We start from the raw sequence: 15,503 nt of genomic DNA on the forward strand, positions 1-15,503 counted from the left end.
CAAGTTTAGATACGCACGACCTTTGATACAGGTTATCCACAGAAAATGTGGATAAGCCCCCAAAACCCATACGCAACCAGAAACATAGCAACATAAGTGATCAATCGAATCGTCATGCATTGATCACGTGACTGACATGTTCTAATTTTATAGTAAAGGCAGTGACCACAAACTTGGAGAGACGTACATGGATGTCTTAATGATCAAAGAAAATTACGATGAACTCCTGTCCGATGCACCTCTGGATTGGCTCGTTCAAGAACCAAAGGAAGTAACTTCTCATTGGCTCCCAACCGATTTTGGCATCAACGAAGAGTTGATTTAGCATGACTCGACTTATTTGACATTTGCAGAGACAAATAAAAAGAAAGGCGAACCATCTGGTTCGCCTTTCTTGTGATCTTCTAAACTTATCGCAAATGGTTATCTTCATCGCGTAGATAAATCATCCAATACCACATGCCAACAAATACGCCACCACCAATAATGTTTCCTATCGTAACAGGAATTAGGTTGTTTACGATGAACCCCATCATGTTTAAGTCCGCGTAGTTTGCAATATCTGCCCCTGTCATTTGCCAAAACGCTTCTGGCGCAAAGTACTTAATACCAATCGCCATAGGTACTTGGAACATGTTCGCAATACAGTGCTCAAAACCTGCCGACACGAACATAGCCACAGGCAAAATCATGACCGCTATTTTATCTGTCAATGTTCGCCCACTAAACGTCATCCAAACTGCAATACAAACTAATACGTTACACATAATGCCAAGCGCAACAGCAGCAAAGAAACCATGATGTAATTTGTGTTGGGAGATCGCCATCGCGTTAAGACCAACTTGGCCATGATCAAACATATATTGCTTGGTAACTAGCATACAGGCCACGAGCAAAATGGCCCCAACCATATTGCCAAAGTAAACCACCAACCAGTTTTTGATAAGTGCTTGCCAAGAGATTTTTCCACTCGCACGCGCAACTAGTGTTAGCACAGAGCTAGTGAAAAGCTCGCCGCCAGTAACCACCACCAAAATCAAACCAAGGCTAAATGCCAGACCACCAATGAGTCGTGTAATGCCCCAAGGCAGCTCGCCTGCGCCTGTCGTTACTGTGGTATAGAAGATGAAAGCAATACCAATATGAAGCCCCGCAGAAATGGCGAGCAGAAAAGATTTGATTGGAGCTTTCGTTGCTTTGCCTACCCCCACTTCAGCCGCGCGTTCCGCAGCTTGTGGCGGTAATAGTGAGTCAAACTGATTAAAGTTCATTCTGGTGTAACATTTAGAAACATTTAAAGAGGCGCGGATAATCGCTCTATTTCCCTATTTTTTCAAGTGCTATTTGGCGTGTTTACTAAAATCGTTGTTATTGGGAGATCAAGCAATAAATAGCGCCTATCATTCGCTACCGTAAGTATCATTGATACTTAACAAGTATTCGGCCTTTCGAACAAAGATCCTGCGTTATATCAGCCTGATAGCGCCATACTTAACACTTCTTGTCGTTGAATGTTGCCCAACGCTACTTTTCAGACTAGCTTGGTAAAAAAAGCGCAAAGGAATCATTTATGAAATATTCAGCTGAACATATCGCCGAATTGAATCTACTTCTTCAGTTCGACCTAAGTAGTGCTGCAACTGGTATTAAAGTTCATACAGACGCGTCAGAAGAAATGCAGGCAGCCGTTGCTCGTCTATATGAGAAGCAACTTTGTACACAGCCTGACGGTGGTTATCTAACAGACGAAGGCATTGAAGTTGCAGAACATGCAGATAAGATTTTAAGAGTTTTGTCTGTGTAATTTGAACAAAAAACGCCACCGAACTCGGTGGCGTTTTTTAGTCCTATATTTTTCCTGTCGATGCCTGCGGCAATAATCGCTTTTTCATTTTGCTAAATGGTTGAACCTTGTCATACAACCAGTTAAAACCAGTAGCATAAAATAGGAAGAAAACGAGGAAGCCGGCTTCCAGCATCAGAGCTTGAAGAAGCGTAATTTCTAAGAACCAGGCAATCACAGGTAGAGAGATAAAGATCAATCCTCCCTCGAAACCAACAGTGTGTCCAAGCCGCATCGCTAAACTTCGCTCAGCTCGATTGCCACCAAACCACTTATCAAAGTACAAGTTGTAGATGTAGTTCCATATCACGGTATACATGCTCAACCCGACCCCAACCAACGCAAGATCACTAGAGCCCTTTCCAGTGATCAATGAAGCCGCTGGTACAATAATCGCGAGTGCGATTAACTCAAAAAGTACTGCATGAAAAATTCGTTCGTTACGAGTCATATTTCTCTGTCCAAATAGTTCTACTCAATGCTTAGAATTTTATCTATTATTTAGATAACCAAAAGTTAGATACCATCGGTTTAAGCGATATGTTTACCATCGAACAACTGCAAGCTTTTATTGCTACATCAGAAGCAGGATCATTTTCAGGAGCAGCTAGAAAACTGGGGCGAGCTCAATCTGTAGTGAGCCAGCACATCATGAATATGGAGATCGACTGTGGCGTTGAGCTTTTTGATCGATCAGGCAGGTACCCTAAATTAACTGAGAATGGCCTCGCGCTCGTACCTTATGCACAAGCAACAATCAGCCAACTCGACCGCCTAAACAATAGGGCATCGCAGCTCTTTTCCACGCCAACGAACAAATTAGTCTTAGCTATTGATGAAGGGATTCCTCTGACTCGCTTGCCGGATGTGCTAAAGAAGTTAGAGCAACGCTTTCCACACTTACAAGTTGAATGCTTAACGGCATCAAGCCCTGATATCATTGAATTGGTTAAGTCGGAACGCGCCACGACTGGGATTATTTTGAGTGATTTACAAATGCCAAGGCACATCGATTTCACCAATCTTGGCAATATTGCATTTGATGTCTATGTCTCTTCAACACATCCTTTAGCAAAGCAGCAAATCACTCACATTGATCAACTAAAACAACATCGTCAATTGGTCATACGATCCAAAAGTGCAGAGCCATGTGGTCTCAATCAAGCATTTAGCCCAGATATCTGGTACGCTGATAACTACTATATTTTGTTGGAATTGGCGAATAAAGGGTTTGGTTGGTGCTTTCTACCACAGCATTTAGTCGCGTATTCACCTAATACATTAAAAAAAGTTGGGGATGATTTCACAAAACTGGCTTGGCAAGTCAATGTTGACCTTATTCAGCACCAGAAATGGCATTCAGATCCCCTCCATCAACAAGCCAAAGCAGAACTGCTCAACCTATTCGGGCAGACATAAGTAAGTAGGAAGACCCAAATGGCAAATACATTGATCGTAGGTGCAGGCTGGCTCGGAACTCCGCTAGCAGAAACATTGATGAAAGATGGACACTATGTTGTTGTCACTCGTCGTAGCCAAACTCGATTAAAAGAGTTACCCACCTCATTAACTCACTCCGCATTGTTCGATTTCAATCAATTGAACGCCACAGCACGGCTAGATGAGCTGCTCAAACAGCATCAAATTACGCACGTTATCGGTGCTTTTCCTCCAGGATTTCGTAAAGGACGCGGTCAAGAATATGCACAGCAATGGCAAATACTTGCCAACGCAGCTAAGCAAAACAACGTTGAAAAACTTCTCATGATCAGCTCTACAACGGTTTACCCTAACCTTGCTTCCGATATGGAAGAAGCTGACGCGTCAATCTCTTTAGCAGCCGAAAGCCCTTATTTCTCTGACAATGCACGTATTATGCTTCAAGCAGAGCAGCATGTTATCGACTCGAATATTAGCTTTGTTATTCTACGTTGTAGCGGATTAATCGGGCCAGATAGACACCCATCTCGCTTTGCAGCAAGGCTTCAACAAGTTAGTCGTAAAGCACCAGCTAATATGCTTCATCAAGATGATGCTGTCTCGGCTGCGAAATTTGCCTTAGGCAACTTAAGCAACCAAGTCATTAATGTTACGACACCTCATACTGTCAGCAAGGCTGAGTTCTACCAAGCTGCCATAAACAAAATCGGAAGTGAGATACCTCTTCCACCCGTCACAGAGCAAGCTGACAAGCGTATTCTTGCTGACAAACTACTCTCACTTGGTTATCGATTTCACTTCAATTCAACTTTGGATGCGCTATGAGACTCTATAGACATATAGAAACGCTTTGGGATTACATGCAACTTAAACATGAACTGAAGCCTGCGGACTGTTTGTTTGTGATGTGCAGTAATGATGTGCGTGTAGCGGAGCACGCTGCCAAGCTCTACCACCAAAAGTTGGCACCTTTGATTGTATTTTCAGGGGGTGAAGGTCGCTTCACAGATGGACTGTTTGAAAAAAGCGAAGCAGAAACCTTTGCCGAGATTGCAAAGTTGTCGGGCGTTCCAAGCAAAGCAATTTTGCTCGAGACTAAATCCACAAACAGCGGAGAAAACGTCCGCTTTACTGAGCAACGATTAAAAGAGGAAGGAAAACAATGTTCCTCGTTTATTCTGGTACAAAAACCGTTTATGGAGCGTAGAGCAATCGCGACATTTGAAAAACAGTGGCAGTCACCCTACACTCAGCTCCAAGTAAGCTCTGCGGCTCTTCCATTTTTTGAATACATTAATGAAGACATGCCATTAATGATGGTGCTAGAAGCACTAATGGAAGATTTCTCTCGCGTAAAAAGCTATCCAGAGAAAGGATTTCAAACCGAGCAGAACATCCCTCAGCAAGTCGAATCTTCTTACCAGGTTTTACTCGAGCGATTTGGTTTTGACTTAGTCTAACTTTTTCTAACCGACAACAAAAAGCCACCAAGTTCGGTGGCTTTTATGTATCAATACGGCTTATTTACCGAGCGCTTCTTTGTAATGTTGGCGGCATACGGAGACATACTTATCGTTACCGCCGATCGCAACTTGATCGCCTTCTTTAATTGCCACGCCGTGTTCATCGGTACGAATAACCATATTCGCTTTGCGGCCGCAATGGCAGATTGTTTTGAGCTCAACCAGCTTGTCTGCCCAAGATAATAGATACTTACTGCCTTCAAAAAGTTCGCCTAGAAAATCGGTGCGAAGGCCGTAACACAATACTGGAATATGCAACTTATCAACGACTTCAGTAAGTTGATAAACTTGTTCTTTCGACAAGAACTGACACTCATCAACAAGAATACAGTGACGTTTTTCAACCTCATTCAGAGCTGCGATCTCCTGATACAAATTGGTATCCTGACGAAATAAATGTGCGTCAGATTGAAGACCAATACGAGAGCTCACTTTACCGACACCAAAACGATCATCTAGCGCAGCCGTAAAAATAACTGGCGTCATGCCGCGTTCTTGATAGTTGAAAGAGGATTGAAGAAGCGTTGTTGATTTACCCGCATTCATTGCTGAGTAATAGAAATACATCTGAGCCACAGAGCATTACCTAAAGTTAAAGTTTTAATTTATGGAAATGGAAAATAAAAGGGCTGAATTATCAGCCCTTTAAAAATGAAAATTCAATTACTTACGACGCCACGTTGTACCTTCTGGACCATCTTCCAGAACAATGCCCATTTCGGTCAGCTTGTCACGAGCCATATCTGCATTCGCCCAATCTTTCGCAGCACGAGAGTCGTTACGCAGCTTGATCAGAGCTTCGATTTCAGCCACTTCATCATCGTTACCTGCATCACCTTTTAGGAAGGCTTCTGGATCTTGGTGAAGAATACCGATCACATCTGCTAGTTCACGCATTAGCGCACCTAGCTCGCTCGCTTTCTCTAGGTTTTCTGTCTTCAGACGGTTAACTTCGCGCGCCATGTCGAACAGAACTGAGTACGCTTCTGGTGTATTGAAGTCATCGTTCATCGCTGCTGTAAAGCGAGATACGTACTCTTCACCACCAGCAGGCGCAGCGTTTAGGTCTAAACCACGTAGAGATGTGTACAGGCGCTCAAGCGAAGCACGTGCTTGGTTTAGGTTATCTTCGCTGTAGTTTAACTGGCTACGGTAGTGACCAGACATTAGGAAGTAACGCACTGTTTCAGCATCGTAGTGACCAAGAACGTCACGGATAGTAAAGAAGTTACCTAGAGATTTAGACATCTTCTCACGGTCTACCATTACCATGCCGCTGTGCATCCATGTGTTCACGTATTGTGTATCGTGTGCACAGCATGATTGCGCGATTTCATTTTCATGGTGTGGGAACTGAAGGTCAGAACCGCCGCCGTGAATGTCGAAGTGGTTACCTAGGATTGAAGAGTTCATTGCTGAACACTCAATGTGCCAACCTGGACGACCAGGACCCCATGGTGACTCCCACGTTGGTTCACCCGGCTTAGACATCTTCCAAAGTACAAAGTCTAGAGGGCTGCGTTTTGCTGTTTCGATATCAACGCGCGCGCCAGCTTGAAGCTGATCAAGGTCTTGCTTAGAAAGCTTGCCGTATTCGTTGAACTTACCCACTTCAAACATTACGTCACCGTTATCTGCAACGTATGCAAAACCGCGCTCGATTAGCTTCTCAACCAATTCGATTATTTCAGCAATAAACTGTGTCGCACGAGGTTCAACGTCCGGACGTTTCATGTTCAGCGCATCAAAATCAGCGTGCATTTCACCAATTAAACGCTCAGTCAATGAATCGCAAGACTCACCATTTTCTGCGGCACGTTTGATGATCTTATCGTCGATATCTGTGATGTTACGTACAAACGTCAGATCGTAGCCCAAGTAGCGAAGGTAACGTGATACAACGTCAAAAGAGACGAAAGTACGACCATGACCAATGTGACAGAGATCGTAGATGGTAACTCCACAGACATACATACCGACTTTGCCAGCTGTAATTGGTTTGAATTCCTCTTTCTGTCTTGTGAGTGTGTTATATATCTTTAACATGATCTCTATCTATGATTGTGAATGAATAAAAGAAGATGAGTATATCAACTCCAACCTAGTTAGGTAATAGCAATTAACCGATAAAACGATAATCGGCTAAACTTCAAGCACAAAACGAAGAATTTCCTCTTCCTGAGTTTTTAAAGCACTAGAACTTAGGCTAGAATCTCGGGCTCAACACAACACAGTAAAGGAAAGTAGCATGATCACCCTTCACACTAATTTTGGTGACATCAAGATTCAACTAAACGAAGAGAAAGCGCCAGAGACAAGCGCAAACTTCCTTCAGTACTGCCGCGACGGTTTCTACGACAACACGCTTTTCCACCGTGTTATTGACGGCTTCATGATCCAAGGTGGTGGTATGGAGTCTGGTCTGCGTGAAAAAGCGACTCGTGCACCTATCAAGAACGAAGCAAACAACGGCCTAAGCAACAAAGTGGGTACACTTGCTATGGCACGTACTATGGAGCCGCATTCAGCAAGCTCTCAGTTCTTCATCAACGTAAACAACAACACATTCCTAGACTTCCGTAGCGAAAGCCTAGACGGTTGGGGTTACTGTGTGTTCGGTGAAGTAATCGAAGGCATGGACATCGTAAATAAGATCAAAGGCGTTAGCACTGGTTCTTACGGCATGCACCAAGACGTACCTCTAGAAGACGTAGTAATCACTGGTACAACAATTGAAGAGTAATTCTTAGGAATTATTTTTAAAAGATAAGTTAATGGGGAGGCATAGCTTCCCCTTATTTCTATGACGACATTATTTATTTCCGATCTTCACCTTACCCCATCACGTCCGGATATTACGGAATGTTTTGTGACGTTCATGCGAACAGAAGCAACAAAAGCTGATGCACTTTATGTACTCGGCGATCTGTTTGAATTCTGGATTGGTGACGATGACAACACCCCTTTTGCAGACCAAATCCGTGCAGAATTTAAAGCACTGACGGATGCGGGTGTGCCAACTTTTTTCATCCAAGGCAATCGAGATTTTTTACTCGGCAAACGCTTTTGCAAAGAAACCGGTATGACATTACTCGACGATGTCTGCACGATTGATCTTTATGGTCAAAAAGCCGTAATCCTACATGGCGATACGCTCTGCATTGACGATGTGAAATACCAAGAGTTTAGAAAAACCGTTCACAAGCCATGGCTACAATGGTTGTTTAACCGTATTCCTTGGTTCATTAAGAAGAAAATTGTCTCAAAAGTTCAATCCGATATTCGTGATGATAAAATGAGCAAGTCATTAGATATCATGGACGTCAACCAAAATGAGGTCGAGAAAGTAATGTCTCAGAACTGCGTCAACTTAATGATTCATGGTCACACACATCGCCCGAACACACATTTTTTTGACGTCGATGGCGTTAAAAAGACCCGAATTGTTTTAGGGGATTGGTATACGCAAGGCTCAGTTTTAAAAGTAAATTCTGATAGTTTTGACCTACAAACGAGACCGTTCATACAGAATTTGCGTTAAGCATGTAGAGCGTGTAGAAGATTCACGCTCAAGTCGTAGATATTTTGTAAAAAATCGCTATTATCATAATACTAAGTTAAACAGAACGAAGTACCTAATTGAAGTATTCTTACGTAGCTCGCCAACCGATTCTGGATAGAGAAAAACGAACCATAGGTTACGAACTCCTCTTTCGAGACGGCCCTAAAAATACCTTCCCTGAAGTAGAACCAGAGCTGGCTACTAGTCGACTGCTATCCGATCATTTTTTGTCGACGCATTACAACACATTAGGAAACAAACTTGGCTTTGTTAACTTTCCGCATCAAAGCTTGGTGAACTTGGTCCCAACTTTGTTCCCTAAAGAATCTCTCGTCATTGAAGTCCTTGAAGACTGCGAACCGACAGAAGAACTGTTAGAAGCCATCAAGCACCTTCATGAGTGCGGATACAAAATTGCTCTGGATGATTTTGTTCCGACGAAAGCTTGGAAGCGTTTTCTTCCATACGTTTCCATGATCAAGTTTGATATTAGACTTGTGCCGATTAAGAAAGCTGCCATTTTTATTCAGGCGTTGAGCCCATTTAAAATCGACTTTCTTGCGGAAAAGGTAGAGACCTATGAAGAGTTTGAGCAAGCCCTAGAAGCCGGTTTTAACTATTTTCAAGGGTATTTTTTTAGCAAACCTGAGATGATCCAGAAAAAACGGTTGAACCCCGCGTTTCTTACCGTCATCCAACTTTGTAAAGAGATTGCAGATAAGCCCATCGACTTCAATGAGGTTGAACGTCTGTTTTCGATTGATGTGACGCTGTCATACAAGCTGCTTACTTACGTAAATTCAGGCTATACATTAACGACTAAGATCAAATCGTTCAGACAGGCGCTTATTTATCTGGGTGAAGAGCGACTACGACGCTTTATTTCCTTAGTTGCAATTGCGTCCGTTCAAGAAGATAAACCTGACTCTCTTTACTCTTTAGCGATTCAGCGTGCACGAATGTGTGAACTGTTACTTAGTCAAATGAACACTAGGTATGACCCTGGGCAGGCTTTTTTGACAGGCATGTTTTCTTTACTCGGATCTTTGCTCGATCAACCGCTCTCTGATGTCATTGAAGATATCCCCGTTGACGAAGATATAAAACTCGCATTAACCAGTCGAAAAGGCGTACTTGGTCACTTACTTTCGATGACGATCGCCTATGAACAAGCGGACTGGGAGTTAGCCGAGCGATATTGCACCGTTCTTAAATTAACCGAACCTCAATTAGCAGACGCTTTTAATCAATCTACCGAGTGGGCTCAAGAACTGCTGTCTCAAACGCCCTAAATCGCTATAATGCCTCACCTCCAGCCTCGCAATTGTGAGGTTGTTTGTTTTTACCGCTTAATTAATCGAGATTTCATTTTATGGCTTCTTCTTGCCCTTGCGGATCTAACCGCACGTACCAACAGTGTTGTGAAATTGCCCACAACAACCATGCTGACGTCACCACTCCAGAGCAGTTAATGCGCTCTCGTTACAGTGCGCATGTGTTAGGTCTAGTCGATTACGTGGTCAACACTTATCATCCAATCTGTAATGCAGAAGAGCAACGTGAAGGCATTGCCCAATCTATCGACAGCGATTGGTGCAAACTTGAAGTTGTAAAAACAGAAGCTGGCAGTAATGACAATGAAGGCTTTGTAGAGTTTAGCGCTTATTTTGATGAAGACGGCAAACGCTACTGTATGACAGAGCGTTCCCGCTTTGTAAAAGAAAATGGGCTTTGGTACTACATTGACGGCACGTTTCCAGAAGAAGAGCTAGAAGAAGAACCAGAACAAGATCCTCGCCTAAACCAACCAGTGAGTAGCCTAAAAGTAGGTCGTAACGACCCGTGTATCTGTGGAAGCGGTAAGAAATTTAAGAAGTGTTGTGGGTAAGATCATCCACTCCTAGCTTATTGAGCTCGATTTAATTGGATTCTTGACTTCGCCTAGGTTCGTTGGAGTGACGTGAATATATGTACCTATTTGAAGTAAATAACTCTACTGCAAGTACCATTAGAAAATATACCGTCATTCTGAACAGCGAGGGACGAGCGTGATTCAGAATCTAATCGCCACCAGCACTGTTGCCGGTTTTTGCCCCGAATCAAGAACACTAAAGTAAAAAGCCCCTAGGCTCGAGAGCATAGGGGCTTTCACTTATCGCAAGCTTACTTATGACGCTCTTTCAGTTTATTCACTACGTCATTCATCGATAAGCCTTGGTCTTGAAGCAATACCATTAAGTGATAAATCAAATCTGCAGATTCACACACTAACTCCGCCTTATCGCCCGACGTCGCCGCAAGCGCGACTTCAACGCCTTCTTCGCCCACTTTTTGCGAAATACGCTTGGTGCCACGGGCATAAAGACTGGCAGTATAAGAGGAATCTGGGTCGGCACTCTTGCGGGCAGCCAATAGCTGCTCAAGTTGATGAAGCCACACCATTTGTGACTCCTCTTGAGGGTCCACATCCCAGCAAGTTGTGTTACCCAAGTGACACGTAGGACCAATGGGATTCACTTTCACCAGTAGCGTATCGTTGTCGCAATCGAGCTGCATGTTCACTAGTTGCAATACGTTGCCGGAGGTCTCACCTTTCGTCCAAAGACGCTGCTTGGTACGAGAGAAAAACGTCACTTGACCTGTTTCGCCCGTTTTTGCCAACGCATCTTGGTTCATATAACCCATCATCAGCACTTGGCTTGATTGGAAATCTTGTACGATAGCAGGTACCAGACCATCCACCTTTTCCCAGTTGATTCGCTCAACTAGCGAACTTACTTCGGCGGCTTTCACACTCATAGTCGTACCTCAATGCCTTGTTGTTTCAAATACTGCTTTAGTTCACCAATATTGATGACTTGTTTGTGGAATACCGATGCGGCAAGCGCGCCATCCACATTTGCTTTTTGGTATGCTTCCGCAAAGTGCTCCATAGCACCTGCCCCACCCGATGCAATCAATGGCACGTTACACACTTCACGCACCATGTTAAGTTGTTCAATATCGTAACCGTTACGTACGCCGTCTTGGTTCATCATGTTCAGTACGATTTCACCAGCGCCACGCTTTTGTACTTCTTGCACCCAATCACGTGTTTCCCATTGAGTTGCTTTGGTGCGTTCTTCATCGCCAGTAAACTGGTAAACCTGATACTTGCCTGTCTCTTTGTCGTAGTATGAATCGATACCAACGACGATACATTGCACACCAAACTTATCAGCAAGGTCAGTAATCAGTTGCGGGTTAGCCAATGCAGGTGAGTTAATAGACACTTTGTCTGCACCAAACTCAAGAATGCGCGCTGCATCTTCCGCTGATTTAATACCACCAGCGACACAGAAGGGAATATCAATCACTTCAGCAACGCGAGCGACCCAACTTTTGTCAACGACACGCCCATCACTTGAAGCGGTAATATCGTAGAACACAAGCTCGTCAGCGCCTTCTTCCGCATAACGCTGCGCCAGAGGAACGATGTCGCCAATGATTTCGTGGTTGCGGAACTGGACGCCCTTCACCACTTGTCCATCACGAACATCAAGACATGGAATTATTCGCTTTGCCAGCATGCAAATGCCTCCTCTGCTGTGAATTTACCATCTAACAGCGCACGACCAACAATCACACCAGCCACACCGCTGCCTTTTAGCGCTTCGATATCTGCTAATGAGCCAATGCCACCTGAAGATTGAAACTGCACTTGTGGGTACTGTTTACATAGGTCGACATAAAGCTCTACGTTTGAGCCTTCTAGCGTACCGTCACGAGAAATGTCCGTACAAAGCACGTGCTGCAAACCTACCGTCAGGTAATCGTTGATCAGAGCTTCGATAGTCACGCCTGAATCTTCTTGCCAACCAGAAATCGCTACTTTACGTGTGCCGTCTTGATCGATGTTGATGTCTAGCGCGAGAACGATTTTCTCTGCACCGTATTTTTCCATCCAACCTTTCACAAGCTCTGGCTGTTTTACTGCTGTTGAGCCAACGACAACACGCTGAGCCCCCGCTTCTAGCAGATCAATCACGTCTTGCTCTGTGCGCACTCCGCCACCGATTTGGATGTTCGCTGGCGTGCTTGCTAGTAGCTTTGCAATTAAATCAAGTTGACGTGCTGTCGTGTCTTTCGCGCCAGTTAAATCCACCAAGTGCAGCCAGTTAGCACCCGCTTGGTGGTACAAGTTGAACTGCTCTGCTGGGTCGACTTTGTACTCAGTTACTTGGCCGTAATCACCTTGATAAAGGCGAACCACCTGTCCTTCAATTAAATCAAGAGCTGGAATAATCACACTAAATCCCTTTTATAATTCTAAGAAGTTTTGAATAAGCTTCGCGCCCGCTTTTGAAGAACGCTCAGGGTGGAATTGCACGCCGTAATAGTTACCGCTTTGTACTGCTGCTGTGAACGGGTTGCCGTATTCACATTCCGCAATCGTGTAATCCCCAACAGGCATCGCAAAGCTGTGCACGAAGTAGAAATACTCTCCTTCTTCAATATCTTTGAAAAGTGGATTACCTGCTTTTGCAGAGACCGTGTTCCACCCCATATGCGGCAACGGCAAATCGCCAGTTTGTAGTAGCTTCACTTCGCCATCACAAAGTCCAAGACACTCAACTAACTCGTCGGCTTTCTGCCCTTTCTCTTGAGACACTTTGCCCAACAGTTGCATGCCTAAACAGATACCTAGTAATGGCTTTTCTACCTGTTTTACCAAGCTGATCAGATCGCGCTCTTCTAGGTTCTTCATCGCTTCGCTGGCGGTTCCCACACCCGGTAGGAATAGCTTATCTGCGGATAATACGACTTGCGGATCTTTTGAAATCGTTACGTCATAGCCTAGGCGTTCAATGGCAAACTTCACCGAAGAAACGTTGGCACAGCCAGTATCGATAATGACAACTTTCTGTTCTGTCACTGTTTTTCTCCTTGCTAACGTTAGCCTTAAAGCACGCCTTTACTACTTGGTAGCTCAGTGCCTTCTACTTTGATTGCTTGGCGTAACGTACGACCAAACGCTTTAAATAGACTTTCAATGATGTGGTGATCATTGTTGCCCGCAGAAGAAAGGTGCAACGTACACGCTAATGTGTCAGTCAGAGAGCGGAAGAAGTGAACCACCATCTCTGTTGAAAGATCACCCACTTGCTCACGACTAAACTGCGCGTCGAACTTAAGGTAAGGACGACCTGATAGGTCTAGTGCGCATTGCGCCAAACACTCATCCATTGGCAAGCTAAAGCCAAAGCGACCAATACCACGCTTGTCACTCAGTGCTTCCTTCAACGCTTGACCTAACGCAAGAGCGGTATCTTCCACTGTGTGGTGATCATCAATGTGCAGGTCACCTTCCACTTTGCACACCATTTGGAATCCACCGTGCGTCGCGATTTGATCCAGCATGTGGTCAAAAAAGCCAAGACCTGTAGAAATGTCATTACCGCCTTGCTCGTCAAGATTAACGAATACTTTGATGTCTGTTTCTTTTGTGGTGCGGACCACTTCAGCCACGCGCGCCTTCACTGTGAGATCTTTTAGGATCTGTTTCCAGCCCATGGTTTCTGGGTTGTATTGAATACCACGAATTGCCATGTTTTCTGCAAGTTGAAGATCGGTTTGACGATCGCCAATCACAACAGAGTTTTGGAAATCCACTTTGCCACCTTGAAGGTACTCTTTTACCAAGCCCAATTTAGGCTTACGGCAAGAGCAGTTGTCTTCATCAAAGTGAGGACAAATCAGCACATCATCAAATTTCACACCTTGAGATTCAAAGATCTCCATCATCATGTTGTGTGGTGCATCAAAATCAGCTTGTGGGTAACTGTCGGTACCCAAACCATCTTGGTTCGTGACCATCACTAGGCGGTATCCTGCATCCTGCAACGACAACAGGCTTGGGATAACAAATGGTTCCAGTTTTAGTTTATCTAAACGGTCTACTTGAAAATCAATCGGCGGCTCGACAATTAAGGTGCCATCACGATCAATAAAAAGGATTTTTTGTTGTTTGCTCACTCGAACTTCCTTATTGCTATTCTTTTGGCGCTCCCGCTATTGCGCGAGAGCGATAAATTCTGTCTCTATTTATGCGTAGTAGTTTCTGATAAATCCAAGCGTTTTTTCGCACTCGTCACGGTTACCCACACTGATACGCACACAGTTTTCAATTGGCGAGTTACGCAAAATAATGCCCGTATCCCAAGCCGCTTTGAAAAGGTCATCGCCATCTGGGAATTTCACCAATAGGTAGTTCCCCCACCCTTCAAACACTTCCAAACCCGGAATCATTGAAAGGCCAACTTGCAAGTAAGCACGGTTTGCATTCAAATCGAGAACTTGAAACTTCGCTCGTGCTAAACCAGCTTCCGAAAGCGCCTGAGTCGCAATTTCTGCCACTGGAACTGGGACTGGGTAAGGTGCGATAACTTTAAGAAGTACATTAATAAGCTCTTCGTTCGCAAGCGTAAATCCACAACGCAGACCTGCAAGCGCAAAAGCTTTCGACAGAGTACGCAGAATCGCAAGATTCGGGTATTGCGCCAGTAGGTCTACCGTTGACGCTTCTGGACAAAAATCGATGTACGCTTCATCCATCACCACGATTGCACGGTCTTTTGTCATCTCAAGCAGAGACACAATGTCCTCACGCTTAACCAAGTTACCCGTTGGGTTGTTTGGCGAACATACAAAAACCAGTTTCACGTTATCCAGATTAGCTTCGATGCCTGCAAGGTCTAGTTGCCAATCTGACGTTAGCGGCACGGTTTTGCGCTCTACACCGATGGTTTCTGCACTGATGGCGTACATACCGTAAGTTGGTGGGCAGTAAAGAATCGCATCTTCACCCGGCTCACAGAATGCACGAATTAATAACTCAATACCTTCGTCTGCGCCGCGAGAAGTCAGTGTTTGTTCTGGTTTCACACCCGCATACGCTGCGTAAGCGGAAATCAGTTCTTTCGGTTGGCATTCGCTGTAACGATTAAGACGAGCAAAGTCTGTTTTGTATTCATTGTTAAATGGTGATTCGTTGGCATTTAGCCATACGTCACCCGTACCACCGATTCGGCGAGCCGACATATAAGGGGTAAGCTGTTGGACTTGTTTACGCGCTAGCTTTTCCATCTCATTACTC

The 15,503-nt window shown here is 44.4% G+C and carries 19 protein-coding genes; 9 read left to right on the plus strand and 10 right to left on the minus strand.

Annotated features, from left to right (window positions below; translation table 11 throughout):
* Nucleotides 1-187 precede the first annotated feature (187 nt).
* Entirely contained in the window at nucleotides 188-325 is a 138-nt protein-coding gene (locus R8O70_RS08810) for a hypothetical protein (protein ID WP_005378145.1), read from the plus strand.
* Between the two features lie 85 nt (nucleotides 326-410).
* Here the strand turns inward: R8O70_RS08810 and focA are convergent, their stop codons facing one another.
* Nucleotides 411-1,271, minus strand: a complete 861-nt coding sequence (gene focA / locus R8O70_RS08815) for a formate transporter FocA (protein WP_005378146.1) — start codon at nucleotides 1,269-1,271, stop codon at nucleotides 411-413.
* A 299-nt stretch (nucleotides 1,272-1,570) separates the two neighbouring features.
* On the opposite strand from focA, the gene R8O70_RS08820 reads away from it, so the two are divergent.
* Nucleotides 1,571-1,804, plus strand: coding sequence for a TIGR02647 family protein (locus R8O70_RS08820; protein ID WP_005378148.1), 234 nt, complete (start codon nucleotides 1,571-1,573; stop codon nucleotides 1,802-1,804).
* Nucleotides 1,805-1,847: 43 nt separating this feature from the next.
* On the opposite strand, the gene R8O70_RS08825 is transcribed toward R8O70_RS08820, so the two are convergent.
* Nucleotides 1,848-2,294 carry a PACE efflux transporter gene (locus tag R8O70_RS08825; RefSeq protein WP_005378150.1) on the minus strand — a complete coding sequence of 149 codons (447 nt, stop codon included), beginning with the start codon at nucleotides 2,292-2,294 and terminating at the stop codon, nucleotides 1,848-1,850.
* An 89-nt stretch (nucleotides 2,295-2,383) separates the two neighbouring features.
* Here R8O70_RS08825 and R8O70_RS08830 point away from each other — a divergent pair, with 89 nt between their 5' ends.
* From R8O70_RS08830 to R8O70_RS08840, 3 genes are read left to right on the plus strand one after another with little or no spacing between them, the layout of a single operon-like run.
* Nucleotides 2,384-3,262, plus strand: coding sequence for a LysR family transcriptional regulator (locus R8O70_RS08830; protein ID WP_005378151.1), 879 nt, complete (start codon nucleotides 2,384-2,386; stop codon nucleotides 3,260-3,262).
* An 18-nt stretch (nucleotides 3,263-3,280) separates the two neighbouring features.
* Nucleotides 3,281-4,108, plus strand: coding sequence for an NAD-dependent epimerase/dehydratase family protein (locus tag R8O70_RS08835; protein ID WP_017634682.1), 828 nt, complete (start codon nucleotides 3,281-3,283; stop codon nucleotides 4,106-4,108).
* Nucleotides 4,105-4,743 (plus strand): YdcF family protein, encoded by a 639-nt coding sequence (locus R8O70_RS08840; RefSeq protein WP_017821723.1) that lies wholly within the window; start codon nucleotides 4,105-4,107, stop codon nucleotides 4,741-4,743. Before R8O70_RS08835 ends, R8O70_RS08840 begins: the two co-directional genes overlap by 4 nt.
* 60 nt (nucleotides 4,744-4,803) lie before the next feature.
* On the opposite strand, the gene R8O70_RS08845 is transcribed toward R8O70_RS08840, so the two are convergent.
* Nucleotides 4,804-5,382 (minus strand): thymidine kinase, encoded by a 579-nt coding sequence (locus R8O70_RS08845; RefSeq protein WP_005378154.1) that lies wholly within the window; start codon nucleotides 5,380-5,382, stop codon nucleotides 4,804-4,806.
* A gap of 87 nt (nucleotides 5,383-5,469) precedes the next feature.
* Nucleotides 5,470-6,852, minus strand: a complete 1,383-nt coding sequence (cysS, locus tag R8O70_RS08850) for a cysteine--tRNA ligase (protein WP_005378155.1) — start codon at nucleotides 6,850-6,852, stop codon at nucleotides 5,470-5,472.
* 202 nt (nucleotides 6,853-7,054) lie between these two features.
* On the opposite strand from cysS, the gene R8O70_RS08855 reads away from it, so the two are divergent.
* From R8O70_RS08855 to R8O70_RS08870, 4 genes are all read left to right on the plus strand, one after another.
* Entirely contained in the window at nucleotides 7,055-7,549 is a 495-nt protein-coding gene (locus tag R8O70_RS08855; RefSeq protein WP_005378156.1) for a peptidylprolyl isomerase, read from the plus strand.
* 60 nt (nucleotides 7,550-7,609) lie between these two features.
* Complete coding sequence (gene lpxH / locus R8O70_RS08860; RefSeq protein WP_005389817.1) at nucleotides 7,610-8,347, plus strand: UDP-2,3-diacylglucosamine diphosphatase; 738 nt, start codon at nucleotides 7,610-7,612, stop codon at nucleotides 8,345-8,347.
* A gap of 98 nt (nucleotides 8,348-8,445) precedes the next feature.
* Complete coding sequence (locus tag R8O70_RS08865; protein WP_005378158.1) at nucleotides 8,446-9,660, plus strand: EAL and HDOD domain-containing protein; 1,215 nt, start codon at nucleotides 8,446-8,448, stop codon at nucleotides 9,658-9,660.
* 80 nt (nucleotides 9,661-9,740) lie between these two features.
* On the plus strand, nucleotides 9,741-10,256 hold the full coding sequence (locus tag R8O70_RS08870) for a YchJ family protein (protein ID WP_042522052.1): 516 nt from the start codon (nucleotides 9,741-9,743) through the stop codon (nucleotides 10,254-10,256).
* 275 nt (nucleotides 10,257-10,531) lie between these two features.
* On the opposite strand, the gene hisIE is transcribed toward R8O70_RS08870, so the two are convergent.
* The 6 genes from hisIE to hisC form a co-directional block, all read right to left on the minus strand.
* Nucleotides 10,532-11,167 (minus strand): bifunctional phosphoribosyl-AMP cyclohydrolase/phosphoribosyl-ATP diphosphatase HisIE, encoded by a 636-nt coding sequence (gene hisIE / locus R8O70_RS08875; RefSeq protein ID WP_005378160.1) that lies wholly within the window; start codon nucleotides 11,165-11,167, stop codon nucleotides 10,532-10,534.
* A complete protein-coding gene (gene hisF / locus R8O70_RS08880; protein ID WP_004749837.1) occupies nucleotides 11,164-11,937 on the minus strand; it encodes an imidazole glycerol phosphate synthase subunit HisF in 774 nt (257 codons plus the stop codon). Before hisF ends, hisIE begins: the two co-directional genes overlap by 4 nt.
* Entirely contained in the window at nucleotides 11,919-12,656 is a 738-nt protein-coding gene (gene hisA / locus R8O70_RS08885; protein WP_005390889.1) for a 1-(5-phosphoribosyl)-5-[(5-phosphoribosylamino)methylideneamino]imidazole-4-carboxamide isomerase, read from the minus strand. Before hisA ends, hisF begins: the two co-directional genes overlap by 19 nt.
* A 12-nt stretch (nucleotides 12,657-12,668) precedes the next feature.
* Nucleotides 12,669-13,283, minus strand: coding sequence for an imidazole glycerol phosphate synthase subunit HisH (gene hisH / locus R8O70_RS08890; protein WP_017821716.1), 615 nt, complete (start codon nucleotides 13,281-13,283; stop codon nucleotides 12,669-12,671).
* 26 nt (nucleotides 13,284-13,309) lie between these two features.
* Entirely contained in the window at nucleotides 13,310-14,383 is a 1,074-nt protein-coding gene (gene hisB, locus R8O70_RS08895) for a bifunctional histidinol-phosphatase/imidazoleglycerol-phosphate dehydratase HisB (RefSeq protein ID WP_005378173.1), read from the minus strand.
* 69 nt (nucleotides 14,384-14,452) lie between these two features.
* Nucleotides 14,453-15,493 (minus strand): histidinol-phosphate transaminase, encoded by a 1,041-nt coding sequence (hisC, locus tag R8O70_RS08900; protein ID WP_017634689.1) that lies wholly within the window; start codon nucleotides 15,491-15,493, stop codon nucleotides 14,453-14,455.
* Nucleotides 15,494-15,503: the final 10 nt, after the last annotated feature.

This window comes from Vibrio sp. 779(2023), assembly GCF_033344285.1.
GTDB lineage: Bacteria > Pseudomonadota > Gammaproteobacteria > Enterobacterales > Vibrionaceae > Vibrio > Vibrio alginolyticus.

Bases quoted from the DNA above. Each gene is read 5' to 3' on its own strand.
- R8O70_RS08810 (WP_005378145.1), top strand. From the start codon at position 188: ATGGATGTCTTAATGATCAAAGAAAATTACGATGAACTCCTGTCCGAT.
- focA (WP_005378146.1), bottom strand. From the start codon at position 1,271: ATGAACTTTAATCAGTTTGACTCACTATTACCGCCACAAGCTGCGGAA.
- R8O70_RS08820 (WP_005378148.1), top strand. From the start codon at position 1,571: ATGAAATATTCAGCTGAACATATCGCCGAATTGAATCTACTTCTTCAG.
- R8O70_RS08825 (WP_005378150.1), bottom strand. From the start codon at position 2,294: ATGACTCGTAACGAACGAATTTTTCATGCAGTACTTTTTGAGTTAATC.
- R8O70_RS08830 (WP_005378151.1), top strand. From the start codon at position 2,384: ATGTTTACCATCGAACAACTGCAAGCTTTTATTGCTACATCAGAAGCA.
- R8O70_RS08835 (WP_017634682.1), top strand. From the start codon at position 3,281: ATGGCAAATACATTGATCGTAGGTGCAGGCTGGCTCGGAACTCCGCTA.
- R8O70_RS08840 (WP_017821723.1), top strand. From the start codon at position 4,105: ATGAGACTCTATAGACATATAGAAACGCTTTGGGATTACATGCAACTT.
- cysS (WP_005378155.1), bottom strand. From the start codon at position 6,852: ATGTTAAAGATATATAACACACTCACAAGACAGAAAGAGGAATTCAAA.
- R8O70_RS08855 (WP_005378156.1), top strand. From the start codon at position 7,055: ATGATCACCCTTCACACTAATTTTGGTGACATCAAGATTCAACTAAAC.
- lpxH (WP_005389817.1), top strand. From the start codon at position 7,610: ATGACGACATTATTTATTTCCGATCTTCACCTTACCCCATCACGTCCG.
- R8O70_RS08870 (WP_042522052.1), top strand. From the start codon at position 9,741: ATGGCTTCTTCTTGCCCTTGCGGATCTAACCGCACGTACCAACAGTGT.
- hisIE (WP_005378160.1), bottom strand. From the start codon at position 11,167: ATGAGTGTGAAAGCCGCCGAAGTAAGTTCGCTAGTTGAGCGAATCAAC.
- hisF (WP_004749837.1), bottom strand. From the start codon at position 11,937: ATGCTGGCAAAGCGAATAATTCCATGTCTTGATGTTCGTGATGGACAA.
- hisC (WP_017634689.1), bottom strand. From the start codon at position 15,493: ATGGAAAAGCTAGCGCGTAAACAAGTCCAACAGCTTACCCCTTATATG.